General features: G+C 75.5%; 9 protein-coding genes and 1 pseudogene. 8 read left to right on the top strand and 2 right to left on the bottom strand.

The genetic code is table 11. The features are described from left to right. Positions 1–123 precede the first annotated feature (123 nt). The 8 genes and pseudogenes from ACIG87_RS08675 (at position 124) to ACIG87_RS08640 (ending at position 10,197) form a co-directional block, all read left to right on the top strand. Positions 124–864, top strand: a complete 741-nt coding sequence (locus tag ACIG87_RS08675) for a hypothetical protein (protein WP_396849462.1) — start codon at positions 124–126, stop codon at positions 862–864. Then, positions 861–2,615, top strand: a pseudogene (locus tag ACIG87_RS08670) (DNA polymerase Y family protein). The gene ACIG87_RS08675 and the pseudogene ACIG87_RS08670 overlap by 4 nt, the downstream one beginning before the upstream one ends. 72 nt (positions 2,616–2,687) lie before the next feature. Then, complete coding sequence (locus ACIG87_RS08665; protein WP_396849461.1) at positions 2,688–6,095, top strand: error-prone DNA polymerase; 3,408 nt, start codon at positions 2,688–2,690, stop codon at positions 6,093–6,095. 98 nt (positions 6,096–6,193) lie between these two features. Next, complete coding sequence (locus tag ACIG87_RS08660; RefSeq protein WP_232378670.1) at positions 6,194–6,367, top strand: hypothetical protein; 174 nt, start codon at positions 6,194–6,196, stop codon at positions 6,365–6,367. A gap of 43 nt (positions 6,368–6,410) precedes the next feature. Beyond that, the gene (locus ACIG87_RS08655; RefSeq protein WP_396849459.1) at positions 6,411–7,181 is read left to right on the top strand and encodes a methyltransferase domain-containing protein; all 771 of its coding nucleotides are present in this window, start codon (positions 6,411–6,413) and stop codon (positions 7,179–7,181) included. Continuing rightward, positions 7,178–8,386, top strand: a complete 1,209-nt coding sequence (locus tag ACIG87_RS08650) for an alkaline phosphatase family protein (RefSeq protein WP_396849457.1) — start codon at positions 7,178–7,180, stop codon at positions 8,384–8,386. Before ACIG87_RS08655 ends, ACIG87_RS08650 begins: the two co-directional genes overlap by 4 nt. Positions 8,387–8,429: 43 nt before the next feature. Continuing rightward, positions 8,430–9,689: a DNA polymerase IV gene (locus tag ACIG87_RS08645; protein ID WP_396849455.1), complete on the top strand. Its 1,260-nt coding sequence runs from the start codon at positions 8,430–8,432 to the stop codon at positions 9,687–9,689. A gap of 115 nt (positions 9,690–9,804) precedes the next feature. Then, a complete protein-coding gene (locus ACIG87_RS08640) occupies positions 9,805–10,197 on the top strand; it encodes a DUF3040 domain-containing protein (protein ID WP_396849453.1) in 393 nt (130 codons plus the stop codon). 166 nt (positions 10,198–10,363) lie between these two features. On the opposite strand, the gene ACIG87_RS08635 is transcribed toward ACIG87_RS08640, so the two are convergent. Together ACIG87_RS08635 and ACIG87_RS08630 are read right to left on the bottom strand one after the other, a co-directional pair. Further along, on the bottom strand, positions 10,364–12,832 hold the full coding sequence (locus ACIG87_RS08635) for a DUF3488 and DUF4129 domain-containing transglutaminase family protein (RefSeq protein WP_396849452.1): 2,469 nt from the start codon (positions 12,830–12,832) through the stop codon (positions 10,364–10,366). Between the two features lie 28 nt (positions 12,833–12,860). Then, positions 12,861–14,159 (bottom strand): DUF58 domain-containing protein, encoded by a 1,299-nt coding sequence (locus tag ACIG87_RS08630; RefSeq protein WP_396849450.1) that lies wholly within the window; start codon positions 14,157–14,159, stop codon positions 12,861–12,863. Position 14,160: the final 1 nt, after the last annotated feature.

Raw genomic sequence — 14,160 nt, 5'->3', positions numbered from 1 at the left:
CCGTATCGCCACCCGCCGGGTGTGCCGGGGTCGCGGCCCGACGTGGTGCAGCACCGCCGACGGCGACGCGCCCCGTGGGGCGGGCACCTGATCCGAGCAACGACACGACGGGGGGTTGGTCCGATGGCGGGCCGCATGGTGGTCGGTTCCGCCGCACTGGCCGCTCTGGTACGTCCGGCGACCGCACCGGACCCGGCGGGCGGCCACCGGGTGCTCCCGGTGGCGCCCGAGCTGACCGGCCTGCTGCCGCACCGGGGGCTGCGCCGGGGCAGCACGATCGCCGTCGCCGTCGGCCAGCCCCGGCACAGCGGCGGCGCCTCCCTGGTGCTGGCGCTGCTCGCCGAGGCGTCCCGGGCCGGGTCGTGGTGCGCGGTGGTCGGGGTGCCCACCTTCGGGGCCGGCGCCGCCGCCGAGGTCGGCATCGCCCTGGACCGGCTGGCCCTGGTGCCCCACCCCGGCCCGGAGTGGCCCACCGTGGTCGCCGCCCTGATCGACGGGGTCGACGTGGTGGTGACCGCCGTACCGCACAGCGTCTCCGCCTCGGTCGCCGACCGGCTGGCCGCCCGGGCCCGGCAACGCGGCTGCGTGCTCGTCCCGTACGGCCGGTGGGCCGGCGCGGACGTCACGCTCCAGGTGGTCCGCGGGGTCTGGGAGGGGCTCGGGCCGGGACGGGGCCGGCTGCGCCGTCGGGAGGTCACCGTGTCGGCACGCGGACGCGGGGCGGCGGCCCGCCCGAAGGAGATCAAGGTCTGGCTGCCCGGCGACGGCCTCACCCGGGTCATTCCCCGGGCCGCGCCGGCCGGCCCGTCCGCATCCACCACCGGGCCCCCGTCGGGCGGGTTCACCGTGGTCGGGTCGGCGTGACCGGCACGCCGGTACGCACCCTGCTGCTCTGGTGTCCGGATTGGCCGGTGCTCGCCGTCGAGATCGTCGACGGGGTGCCCGCCACCGGCCCGGTGGCCGTGCTGCACGCCAACCGGGTGGTGGCCTGCTCCGCACAGGCCCGCGCCGCCGGGGTACGCCGGGGCCTGCGCCGCCGGGAGGCGCAGGGGCGTTGCCCCTCGCTGACCGTGGTGGACCACGACCCCGGTCGGGACGCCCGCGCCTTCGAACCGGTCGTCGCCGCCGTCGAGGAGGTCGTCGCCGGCGTCGAGGTGGTCCGTCCCGGAGTGTGCGCGCTCGCCGCCCGGGGCCCCGCCCGCCACCTCGGCGGCGAGGAGGCCGCCGCCGAGCGGATCGTCGAACAGGTCGCCCAGTCCTGCGCGGTGGAGAGCCAGATCGGCATCGCCGACGGGGTCTTCGCCGCCGGTCTCGCCGCGCGTACCGGGCAGGTGGTGCCGCCGGGCGGGACGCCGGGGTTCCTGGCCGGGCTGCCCGTCGAGGCGATCGGCCGGCCGGCCCTGGCCGACCTGCTGCGCCGGCTCGGCGTACGGACCCTGGGCGACTTCGCCGCGCTGCCCGCCGGTGACGTACTGGCCCGGTTCGGCTTCGACGGGGCACTCGCCCACCGGCTCGCCGCCGGGTACGACCACCGCCCGCTCGCCGCCCGGCAGCCCCCGGTCGACCTGGCGGTCACCGCCCACCATGACGAGCCCCTCGACCGGGTCGACGCGGCGGCCTTCGCCGCCCGGGTGCTCGCCGAACGGCTACACGACCGGCTGGCCGGGCACGGGCTGGCCTGCACCCGGCTCGGCATCGAGGCGGTCACCGCACACGGCCAGGAACTGCACCGGGTATGGCGGCACGACGGGCTGCTCACCGCCGCCGCCATCGCCGACCGGGTGCGCTGGCAGCTCGACGGCTGGCTCTCCGGCAGCACCGGTCGGGCCGGTGCCCGACCGGCCCGGCCGACCGCCGGGATCGTCCGGCTGCGGTTGGTTCCCGACGGGCTGCTGGCCCGGGGAGGGCTGCAACCCGGCCTGTGGGGGGAGGCCGGTGAGGAACGGGACCGGGCGCACCGGGCGCTGAGCCGGGTACAGGGCATCCTCGGCCCGGAGGCGGTGGTCACCGCCGTGCTGGGCGGTGGCCGGTCGCCGGCCGACCAGACCCGCCTGGTCCCGTGGGGGGACGAGCGACTCCCCACCCGCCCCGGCCCGCCACCACTGCCGGGCGTCCCCGTCGGGCCGGTGGTGGGTGGTATGTCGCCAGCCGTGCAGCCGGTGGGTGGGTCGTCACCGGCCGTGCAGCCGGTGGGTGGGTCGTCGCCGGTGGGGCCGAGGCGGTCCGGTGACGCCGGGGTGGGTCGGGGCGGTGCCGTGCGGGCCGGGGCGCGGCAGGTGAGTCCCGTACCGCCCTGGCCGGGGCGACTGCCGCCGCCCGCGCCGGCCGTGGTGCTGCCCGTCCCGCTCACCGCGACCGTGCACGACGCCACCGGGGAACCGGTGACGGTCAGCGCCCGGCTGGCGATCAGCGCCGCCCCCGCCCGACTGGCCGTCGGCGGCACCGCACCGGCGGAGATCGTCGGCTGGGCCGGTCCGTGGCCGGTGGACGAGCGGTGGTGGGCCCCCGCCGAGGCCCGCCGCCGGGCCCGGTTCCAGGTCTGCCTGGCCGACGGCGCCGCCCTGCTGCTGGCCGTCGAGGCGGGCCGGTGGCTGGTGGAGGCGATCTATGACTGACCGGTCGCCCGTGCTGGTCCGGCCCGCGGTGACCCTGCCCCGCCGTGCGTCCGGCAGCGCGGGGGTGGCCGGATGAGCTTCCACAATCCGAAGCTGCCCTGGTCGGAGCTGGAGCGGGTACTGTCCGGCCGGCCCGCCGACGGCGGCCAGGGCGACCGGTCCCAGGGCGGGCGGCGGCGCGAGGAGCGGCACCTGCACGTGGTGGACCCGCTCGCCGCCGACGGTGGCGACTCGCCGGCCTGGAGCCGGCACCGCGAGCGGTACGCGCCTGCCGAGCTGACCCGCCCGGACGGCACGGTGCCCTACGCCGAGCTGCACGCACACACCAACTTCAGCTTCCTCGACGGGGCGAGTCACCCGGAGGAGCTGGCCGAGGAGGCCACCCGGTTGGGGCTGACCGCGCTCGCCGTCACCGACCACGACGGCTTCTACGGCGTGGTCCGGTTCGCCGAGGCGGCCCGTGCGCTGCACCTGCCGACGGTCTTCGGCGCGGAGCTGTCGCTGGGGCTGCCCGGCCCGCAGAACGGCGAACCGGACCCGTCGGGCCGGCACCTGCTGGTGCTCGCCCACGGCCACGAGGGGTACGCCCGGCTCGCGTCGGTCATCTCCCGGGCCCAGTTGCGCGGCGGGGAGAAGGGCCGCCCGGTCTACGGTGAGCTGGAGCAGGTCGCCGCCGAGCTGCGCGACCACGTGTTGGTGCTGACCGGTTGCCGCAAGGGGCACGTCCCGGCGGCGCTGCTCACCGAGGGGGTCGACGCGGCGGCCCGGGAGCTGGACCGGCTCACCGCGCTGTTCGGCGCGGAGACGGTGGCGGTGGAGCTGACCGACCACGGGCACCCGGTCGACGCCGACCGTAACGACGCCCTCGCCGAGCTGGCCACCGCCGCCGGGCTGCCCACGGTGGCCAGCAACAACGTGCACTACGCCAGCCCGGGTCGGCGGCAGCTGGCGACCACCCTGGCCGCCGTACGGGCCCGGCGCAGCCTGGACGAGATCGACGGCTGGCTGCCCGCTGCCGCCACCGCCCACCTGCGCAGCGGCGCGGAGATGGCGGCCCGGTTCGCCGGCTACCCGGGGGCGGTGGCGCGGGCCGCCGAGTTCGGCACGGAACTCGCCTTCGACCTGCAGCTGGTCGCGCCCCGGCTGCCGGCGTACCCGGTGCCGGCGGGGCACACCGAGATGAGCTGGCTGCACCGGCTGACCATGGACGGCGCGCGGGAGCGGTACGGCCCGCCCGAGGCGCACCCGGAGGCGTACGCGCAGTTGGCGCACGAGCTGCGAATGATCGACGAGCTGGGCTTCCCCGGCTACTTCCTGGTGGTCTACGACATCGTCGCGTTCTGCCGCGCGCAGGACATCTACTGCCAGGGCCGGGGTTCGGCGGCCAACTCGGCGGTCTGCTACGCGCTGCGGATCACCAACGTGGACGCCGTCCGGCACCGGCTGCTCTTCGAACGGTTCCTCGCCCCGGAACGGGACGGGCCACCCGACATCGACGTGGACATCGAGTCCGACCGGCGGGAAGAGGTGATCCAGCACGTCTACGCCCGGTACGGCCGGGAGCACACCGCCCAGGTCGCCAACGTCATCTCGTACCGGCCCCGGTCGGCGGTGCGGGACGTGGCGAAGGCGTTCGGCTTCTCGCCCGGCCAGCAGGACGCCTGGAGCAAACAGATCGACCGGTGGGGTTCGGTCGCCTCGGTGGACGTCGAGGGCATCCCCGCGCAGGTGGTGGCGTACGCCAACGAGCTGGCCGGTGGCTCGGGGAGGTGGGCGGGATTCCCCCGGCACCTGGGCATCCACTCCGGTGGGATGGTGATCTGCGACCGGCCGGTGATCGAGGTGTGTCCGGTGGAGTGGGGGCGGATGCCCGGCCGCAGCGTGCTCCAGTGGGACAAGGACGACTGTGCCGCCGTCGGGCTGGTCAAGTTCGACCTGCTCGGCCTGGGCATGCTGTCGGCCCTGCACTACGGCTACGACATGATCGGCCAGACCCTCGACCTGGGCGACATGACGTTGGACGACCCCGAGGTCTACGACATGCTCTGCCGGGCCGACTCGGTCGGGGTGTTCCAGGTGGAGAGCCGCGCCCAGATGGCCACCCTGCCCCGGCTGAAACCGCGCGAGTTCTACGACCTGGTGGTGGAGGTGGCGCTGATCCGGCCCGGCCCGATCCAGGGCGGCTCGGTGCACCCGTACATCCGGCGCAAGAACGGCCAGGAGCCGGTGACGTACCCGCATCCGTTGATGCGCAACGCGTTGGAGAAGACCCTCGGCGTGCCGCTGTTCCAGGAGCAGCTGATGCAGCTCGCCATCGACCTGGCCGGCTTCGACGCCGCCGGGGCCGACCAGCTGCGCCGGGCGATGGGGGCGAAACGGTCGGTGCAGCGGATGGCGGAGCTCGCCGACCGGCTCTACGCCGGGATGGCCGAGCGGGGGATCACCGGCGAGCTGGCCGACGACGTCTACCGCAAGCTCACCGCGTTCGCCAGCTACGGCTTCCCGGAGAGCCACGCGATGAGCTTCGCCTACCTGGTGTACGCCAGCTCCTGGCTCAAGCGCCACCACCCGGCGGCGTTCCTGGCCGCCCTGCTCAACGCCCAGCCGATGGGCTTCTACTCGCCGCAGACCCTGGTCGACGACGCCCGCCGGCACGGTGTCGAGGTCCGTCGGCCGGACGTCAACGCCAGCGGAGCGAAGGCGGTGCTGGAGTCCACCCCGCAGACCCGGTGGGGCAGCACGCCGGGGGAGCCGCCGCACGCCTGGGGGTTGGGCGGTCCGGCGGTCCGGCTCGGGTTGGGCGGCGTGCGTACCCTCGGCGACGAGGTGGCCGAGCGGATCGCGGCGGAGCGGACGGCGCACGGGGCGTACCGGGACATGCCGGATCTGGCCCGGCGGGCCGGTCTCACCGCCGGGCAGCTGGAGGCGCTGGCCACCGCGGACGCCTTCGCCTGTTTCGGGCTGACCCGGCGGCAGGCGCTCTGGGCGGCCGGGGCGGCGGCCCAGGACCGGCCGGGCCGGCTGCCCGGCACGGTGACCGGCGCGGCGGCCCCCACCCTGCCCGGGATGGCGGCGGTGGACCGGCTCGTCGCCGACGTCTGGGCCACCGGGCTGTCCCCGGAGAGCCACCCGGCCCGGTTCGTCCGCGACCGGCTCGACGCGCTGGGCGCGGTGCCGATCGCCCGGCTCGGCCAGGTGGAGCCGGGTCGGCGGATCAGGGTCGGCGGGATCGTCACCCACCGGCAGCGCCCGGCGACCGCCGGTGGGGTCACCTTCCTCAACCTGGAGGACGAGACCGGAATGCTGAATGTCACGTGCTCCCCCGGGCTGTGGCAGCGCTATCGTCGAGTTGCCCGCACCAGCGTCGCCCTCGTGGTCCGCGGTCGGTTGCAGCGGCACGAGGGGGTCACCAACCTCACCGCCGACCGGCTGGACCCGATCACGCCGCCGGTCGCGCCGGCCTCCCGCGACTTCCGGTGAAGTGATCCACATTACGGTTTTCCGGGCCGCGAGACGGGAGACTTCCGGCACGCGCGGGCAGAGCGGCCCGCTCGCGGCAAGGGGGATGACCAGTGACGATGGACAGTACGTACACCGGTGGACTGGCGAACGCCCGGCGCACCCGGCTGGGTGCCGGCTGGACGCCCGCCCAGGACGCCGAGCCGCGTGAGTACCAGGTGACCGAGGGCCCGGTGGCGAACACCCGCCGGTCCCGCGCCGAGGAGGACCCGGCCGGCGGCGGGGAGATCTGAGCCGTCGGCGACGGCACCGCCAGCGGGGGGTCGGGTGGTATGGGTGACTAGGCTCGACCGGGTGGAACAGAGCACCCGAGGCCGGTTCGCCGAGCCGCCGCTGACCCCCCGTACCGCCGTCATCTGGTCGGTGCTCGCCGCCGAGCTGGACCGGCGGACCGACGTCGAGCTGACCGTGCTCGACGTGGGTGGCGGCACCGGCGGGTTCGCCGTGCCGCTCGCCCAGGCCGGCCACCGGGTCACGGTGGTCGACGCCAGCCCCGACGCGCTCGCCGCGCTGACCCGCCGGGCCGCCGAGGCCGGGGTGGCCGATCGGGTACGCGCCGTGCAGGGTGACGGCGACGCGCTGGCCGGCCTGGTCGAACCGGCCACCGTCGACCTGGTCCTGTGCCACTCGGTGCTGGAGGTGGTCGACGACCCGGTCCCGGTGGCGACCGCGCTGGTCGCCGCGCTGCGGCCCGGGGGCGCGGCGAGTGTGCTGGTCGCCGGGCGGGCCGCCGCCGTGCTGGGACGGGCGATGAGCGGCCACCTGACCGTCGCCGCCGCGCTGGCCGCCGCGGCTGACGGCGCCACCGGCCCACGGGACACCCTGCGCCGCCGGTTCGACGCCGAAGGGGCCGCCGCGCTGCTGCGCGCCGCCGGCCTCACCGTGGAGGAGATCCACGGGGTACGCGTCCTCGCCGATCTGCTCCCCGCCACCGTCGCCGACGGTCAGTCGGCCGCCCTGGTCGAGCTGGAACGGTCGCTGGCCGGCCGGTCGCCGTACCGGGATCTCGCCGCCCAGCTGCACCTGTTCGCCCGCCGCCCGGCATGACCGCCGGGCCCCCGACCGGTGCGCCCGTGCCCCGGGCTGCCGGGCCCACGCCCCCGGTCGACCCGCTGGCGGCGGTGTCGCCGTGCTACGGCGGTGGCAGCCTGGCCGACGTGCTGCCCAGCGCGCTGGCCGTGCTCGGCGTGCCGGGCGCGGTCGACCTGCTCGGGCTGGTCCCGGGCCTGGCCGGGGTACGGCGGATCGCCGTGCTGCTCGTCGACGGCCTCGGCTGGTACCAGCTCCCCACCGCCGCCCGGTACGCCCCGACCCTGGCCGGGCTGGCCGCGACGGTGGGCCGGCCGCTGACCTCCGGGTTCCCCTCCACGACCCCGACCAGCCTGGTGACCCTGGGCGCGGGCGCGGCCCCCGGGGCGCACGGCGTGCTCGGCTTCACCGTCCGGGTGCCCGGCACCGACCGGGTGCTCAACCACATCGACTGGGACGGCGACCCGGACCCGCTGCACTGGCAGCCGGTCCGCACCCAGTGGCAGCGGGCCCGCGCCGCCGGGGTCGCGGTGACCGTGGTGAGCCGCCCGGAGTACGCGGGCAGCGGGTTGACCCTGGCCGCCAACCGGGGCGGCGACTACCGGGGGGCCGCCGGGGTGGACGCCCTGGCCCGGACGATGCTGGCGGCGCTGGCCGCCGGGACCGGGCCGACGCTGGTCTCCGGCTACCACCCCGACCTGGACCGGCACGGGCACCTCAGCGGGGTCGACTCGACGCCGTGGCGGATCGCCGTCGCCGAGGTGGACGGGTTGCTCGCCCGGCTCGTCGACGGGCTGCCGTCGGACGCCGCGCTGCTGGTCACCGCCGACCACGGTCAACTCGACGTGCCGGTGGCGCACCGCTTCGACCTGGACACCGACCTGCGGCTGCGGGCCGGCGTCCGGGTGGTCGCCGGCGAGCCCCGGGTGCGTTACCTGCACGTCGAACCGGGCGCGGTGGACGACGTGGTGGCCACCTGGTCGGCGGTGCTCGGGCCGGCCGCCCGGGTACGGACCCGCGAGCAGGTGGTCGCCGAGGGCTGGTTCGGCCCGGTCGGCGAGGAACACCTGGGCCGGGTCGGCGACGTGGTGGTGACCTGCCGCGACACGTACGTGGTGCTGGCCACCCGCGCCGAGCCGCCGGCGGTGTCCCGGCTGGTGGCGTACCACGGGGCGGACACCGCGGCGGAGATGACCGTGCCGCTGCTGGTGGTCCGGGGCTGACCGTTGCGGGTCGGCTGTCGTACCAGGGGGCTAGCCTGCGGGGATGGGTCGGAGCCAGTCGTTGCCGCGCGGCGGTGACCCGCGCTTCGGGCCCGACGCCGACGACTCGGCCAGCCCGATCCTGCACGTCGACATGGACGCCTTCTACGCCTCCGTCGAGGTGCGCCGCCGCCCCGAGCTGCGCGGCCGGCCCGTGGTGGTCGGCGGCATCGGGCCGCGCGGGGTGGTCAGCTCCGCCAGCTACGAGGCCCGCCGGTACGGCGTCCGCAGCGCCATGCCCACCGCGCGGGCGCGGGCGCTCTGTCCCGGTGCGGTCTACCTGCCGCCCGACTTCCCGCAGTACCAGGCGGCCTCCGAGGCGGTGATGCGGATCTTCCGGGACGTCACCCCGCTGGTCGAGCCGCTCTCCCTCGACGAGGCGTTCCTCGACGTGACGGGCGCCCGCCGGCTGTTCGGCCCGCCGGCCGCCATCGCCCGGCAGGTCCGCGCCCGGGTGACGGCCGAGCAGGGGCTGACCTGCTCGGTCGGGGTGGCCCCGAGCAAGTTCGTGGCGAAGCTCGGCTCCACCCGGGCCAAGCCGGACGGTCTGCTCGTGGTGCCGGCCGGCCGGGTGCTGGAGTTCCTCCACCCACTGCCGGTCGACGCGCTGTGGGGGGTGGGGGAGCGGTCCGCCGAGACGTTGCGCCGGCTCGGCCTGCGTACCATCGGCGACCTGGCCGAGGCGCCTGCCGGGATGCTCCGCAAGGCGCTCGGGGTGGCGTCCGCGACCCACCTGCACGAGCTGGCCCGGGGGCAAGATCCGCGCCCGGTCCGCCCGGAGCAGGTGGAGAAGTCGATCGGCGCCGAGCTGACCTTCGACGTCGACGTCGTCGACCCGCAGGAGATCCGCCGGGTGTTGCTCGCCCTCAGCGAGAAGGTGGGCAGCCGGCTGCGCGGGGCCGGTCAGGTCGGCCGGACGGTCTCGCTCAAGGTGCGACTGTCCGATTTCCGCACCGTCAACCGGTCCCGGACCCTCGGCGTGGCGACCGACGTGGCTCGGGAGATCTTCAACACTTCCTGGGGCCTCTGGACGGTTCTCGACCCCGGTGAGCCGGTCCGGCTGGTCGGCGTCCGGGTGGAGAACCTGGCCGGGGTGGCCGATACGCCGAGGCAGCTGACCCTCGGCGCACCCGAGCGGGGATGGCGGGAAGCGGAGACCGCCGCCGACGCGGCGGCTGCCCGTTTCGGGCGGTCCGTCATAGGTCCAGCCAGTCTGCTCGGCAAACGTGATCCCCGGCGCGGGGAAAATAGCAGTCGACCATAGGTCGTCCCGCTTTCCGACGCGCGACCCCCCTCGTAGACTTGGCGGCAAGCAGCCGGTTGGCTGCCACGGTCTGTCGGCCCGACCGGGCCGACCAACGTGACCGGGGAGGAGTGCCGTGCCGCTCTCGGAGCACGAGCAGCGGCTGTTCGAGCAGATCGAGCGGTCGCTTGCCGAGGACCCTAAATTCGCCTCGGCCGTGCGCGCCAGTGACCCGCGTTTCCATACGCGACGTCGCCTGCTCGTCGCTGCCGGCGTGGTGGTCGTCGGCCTGGCCCTGTTGGTCTACGGCGCGGTGATCAAGACTCCGCCACTGGCAGTGGCGGGGTTCGTCGTCATGCTGGCCGCGTTGGGCTACGCGGTGCAGTCGCACCGGCGGGCGCAGTCACCGGACCTGCACGTGGTGGGCGGTACGACGAGCCGTCGTCCGCGTGGCCGGGGCGGCCGTCGGCCGTCGCTGCTGGACCGCATGGAGGATCGGTGGCGGCAACGTCCGGAGGGACATCGCTGAACCCTGCCCACCCCTGAGTGGACGGGTGTCACCGCCGACGGTGGGTGCCGGACGCAGTCCGGCCACCTCCGTCGTACCGTCGTGTCCGGCCCCGCTCACCGCTACGCCCCACGGACGACGACCGCCCCCGGCCGGGGGCGGCGCGGGGGCGGTCGACGATGGTGGGTCAGGCGCGCCGGGTGGCGAGCAGTCGGCGGGGATTCCAGCGCAGCAGCAGGCGGCGGAGTCGGCCGGAGGCCGTCACCAGGTGAGCCGAGGTGTCGCCGAGCGAGGTACGCCAGCGCAGCAGCACCGAGGGGGGCAGCACGGCGGCGAGGAGCCGGGTGCGCCGATCCGCCTGCGCGGCGAGAGTGCCGCGCACCGTCCGCAACGCCGGGTGCAGCGGTTCGCCGGTGAGCGGGTCACGGGCGTACCGGGCGCGTTCCTCGGCCCGGCCGAGCAGCCGTACCGCCGTGGCCGAGTCGGCGTCGGCGCCGACCGCCTCCCGGGCCAGTCGCTCGGCGGTCGCCCGGGGCGTCTCCGTCCGGTCGATCCGCACCCGGTAGTCGACCAGGGTGTCGAGCAGTTCGTCCCAGGCCGCGTGGGCGTCCGCCCGAGCCCGCTCGGCGTCCGCGCCCAGCACCGTCATCGGGACGCTCCCGCCCGCCCCGTCGTCGGGGGCCACGCCGGCCGGCACCGGGACGGGTGAGCGGTGCCGTCGCCGGCGCAGCGTACGCCGGCGCAGCGCCGGTACGGCCAGCAGCGCCAGTAACGCGAGTAGCGCGCCCACCGTCCACCACGGCCAGGTCGGGAGGCGTTCGACGGGGGCGTTGGCGGTCGCGTCGAAACCGGGGTCGATGTCCTTCTCGGCGGCCTCGTTCCGCTGCGGTCCGGCAGTGGCGCCCGGGTCGCCCGGGGCGGCCGGGGCGGTGGTGTCCGACGGCTCCGGGTCCGGGGCGTCGGAGTCCGGCGCCCACGCCGACCGGTTCGACCCCTGTACGCCGTACGCGGGGGTGGCGTCGAACGGCACCCAGCCGAACTGGTCGAAGTAGACCTCCGTCCAGGCGTGCAGATTCCGGTTGGTCAACGTGAAGCTGTCGCCGTTGGCGTTGCTGCCGTTGGTGAAGCCGAACGCCACCCGGGCCGGGATGCCGGCTGCCCGCACCAGCCAGGCCAGCGCCGCCGCGTACTGCTGGCAGTAGCCGACCTTGCTGGTGAGGAAGTCGACGATCTCCTGGCCGCTGGTGCCGCCCTTGGTGCTCAACGAGTAGCTGAAGCCGTTCTCCCGGGAGAAGTAGTCGTAGATCGCCCGGACCTTGTCGTAGTCGGTGGACTTCCCCTCCACCAGCCGGCTGACCAGCAGACCGACCTCCCGAACCTCCGGGGTCCGGGTCTGTTCCAGCCGGACCGGGTGCTCGGCCGGCAGCGGTCGGGCCCGGCGCAGCGCCGCCGGGGTGTACGTCGAGCGCACGTACTCGAACGAGTAGCGCTTGCCCCGGGAGTTGTCCCGGTTGGAGAAGACCACCCCGAGTTTCTGGTCGTACGACCAGTTGCCGTTGAGCCCGTCGAAGCTGACCGGGTCGGTGTAGACCGGCACGAAGGGCATGTTCAGCGTCCGGTTGACCTCCACGGTCGCCCGGTACGTCTGCTGCTCCACCCCCTGCCCGGCCCGGTCCGACGGGTCGGGCAGCTCCCGGTTGACCGGCCGGCCGGTGGGCGGCCGTACCCGGAAACCGTCCGGGCGCAGTTCGTCGGCGACACCGAAGCGCAGGTAGAACGGGTTCTGCTCGGTGGTGGTGACAGTGACCATGTCGGCCACCTCGGACTGGTTGAGCTGCCCGCTGAGCGCCGCGAAGAGGTCGATCCGGCCGGGGCCGCCGCCCTGCCCGGCGCGTCCGTTGCCGGTGCCGTCGCCGGCGGTGGTGAACTGGTCCAGCAGCCCGCCGGTCATCCCGGGCACGGCCAGCGGCAGCACCACGGCCAGCGCCACCCCGACCGCCGCCAGCCGGCGGCCGGCGGCGGCCAGCGGGGAGGACTCCCAGACGTCCACGTCGCGGCCCTCGCCGGTGAACCGGCGGCCGAACCGGCGGACCCGGTCGACGTTGTCGGTCACCAGCAGCCAGAGGTAGCCGGAGGCGCCGACCACGAACGGCAGCGCGGGGACGCTGTCCACGTAGACCGCCACCGGCACCGAGTAGATGGCCAGCATGGGCAGCCCGGCCAGGGCCGGGCGGCGCAGCCCGACGGCGAGCACGTCGACGACGACCGCCACCGCGCCCACCCCGAGCACGCTGATGAACAGCAGCGGGGTGGTGTCCGGCACCTTCACCCCGTACGAGCGCATGTCCTGCAACGACCCCTGCGCCAGCTCACCGAAGTGGGCCAGCGTCGCCGGCGTGGGCAGGAAGGCGACCAGCTCGCTGCCGCCCGGGAAGAGCCAGGTCAGGGCGAGCAGCAGGCCGGCGAGCATGCCCAGCACCTGACCCCAGAGCGGGGCCCGGACGAGCCGGGTGAGCGCCGCCGCGCCGGCCACCACGGCGACCGCGATGGCCGACTGGATCAGCCAGGTCCACTGCTGGAAGATCGACGACAGCGGGGCCGCGGCGAGCAGGGTCGCCGCGGCGGCCACGAAGCCGATGTTCCGGGACGCGATCACGACGTGACCCTCTCTGTCGTCGGACCTCTCACCGGACACCCCCGGCAACGGTCTCGGCGAGCGCCGCGCGCAGCGCGAAGCCCTGCGAACCGCGCCCGGCCTGCGGCCAGAGCGCCGGCAGCTGGCCGTCGTGGTTCACCCCGATGATCCGCCAGCCACCCTGCAACAGGGCCAACGCGGCGGCGGCGTGGGCCTGTTCGGCCTCGAACCGGGCCCGCTCGGGCAGGTTGAGCCAGGTGGAGCTGTTGAGAACGAAGCCGACGCAGGTCGCGCCGCTGCCGCGTAGCCCGCTCAGCAGCTCCGCCTCGGTGGTGGTCAGGGAGCCGAACAGGGCGATGATCAGGCCCCCGTCGGCGCGTTGCCGGACCCGCTGCACCAGGCTCGCGACGTCGCCGCGCTGGTCGAGCCGGACGTCGGCGAGGTGGTCGAGGAGCAGGCCGTCCCCGGTGGCCTCGGTGGCGTCGACGTCCACCCCGGACCCGGTCACCAGGCGCAGCTTGTACCCGGCCTGCCGCAGGTGCGAGGCGATGCTGGCGGCGGCGGAGACCGACCACTCGAAGCTGGCCGTCGGGCCGTCGCCCCGGTGGCCGTGTGCCCGGGTGTCCAGCAGCACCGTCGCCCGGCTCTCCCAGGGCTGCTCCTCGCGGCGCACCATCAGCTCACCGGTGCGGGCGGTCGACTTCCAGTGCACCCGGCGCAGGTCGTCGCCCATCCGGTACTCCCGGGTGGCCGCGTCGTCCTCGCCGTGCACGGCCACCGACCGGGCCCGGCTGTCGCCGCTGCCGGCGTACTCGCCGGGCAGGCGTACCGAGGGCAGGGGGGTGACCTGGGGGATCACGGTCAGCTGTTCGGTGCTGGGGAAGGCCCGGCTCAGTTCGCACAGCCCGAACGGGTCGGTCATCCGGACCACCAGCGGGCCCACCTCGTACCGGCCGCGCACGTCGGCACGGACCGTGTACGCCACCGAGCTGGCCTGGTGCGCGCCGAGCCGTTCCAGCACCACCCGGGGCCGGCTGCCCAGGGCGTACGGCAGCCGGTCCTCCAGCAGCAGGGTGCCGGTGGGCAGCCGGGACATGTTCTGCAACCGCAGCACCACCCGGGAGCTGGCCCCGACCGGCACCCGGTGCGGGTCCAGCGAACGGTTGCAGGCCAGCTTGTACCGGGTCCGCCCGACGTACAGCGCGGCGAGCAGCGGCAGGACGGCGAGCAGCACCGCCACCCGGAGCAGGTCCCGTTCGCCGAGGATGCCGGCGGAGATCGCCGCGGCGATCGCCGCCGCCAGGAACGAGCGGCCCCGGGTGGTCAGACCACGCAGCCCGTCACGCACC

This window comes from Micromonospora sp. NPDC051925 (assembly GCF_044548625.1).
Taxonomy (GTDB): domain Bacteria; phylum Actinomycetota; class Actinomycetes; order Mycobacteriales; family Micromonosporaceae; genus Micromonospora.
Note: the sequence above shows the minus strand (reverse complement) of the source record. Positions and strands in the feature narration are given on the sequence as shown.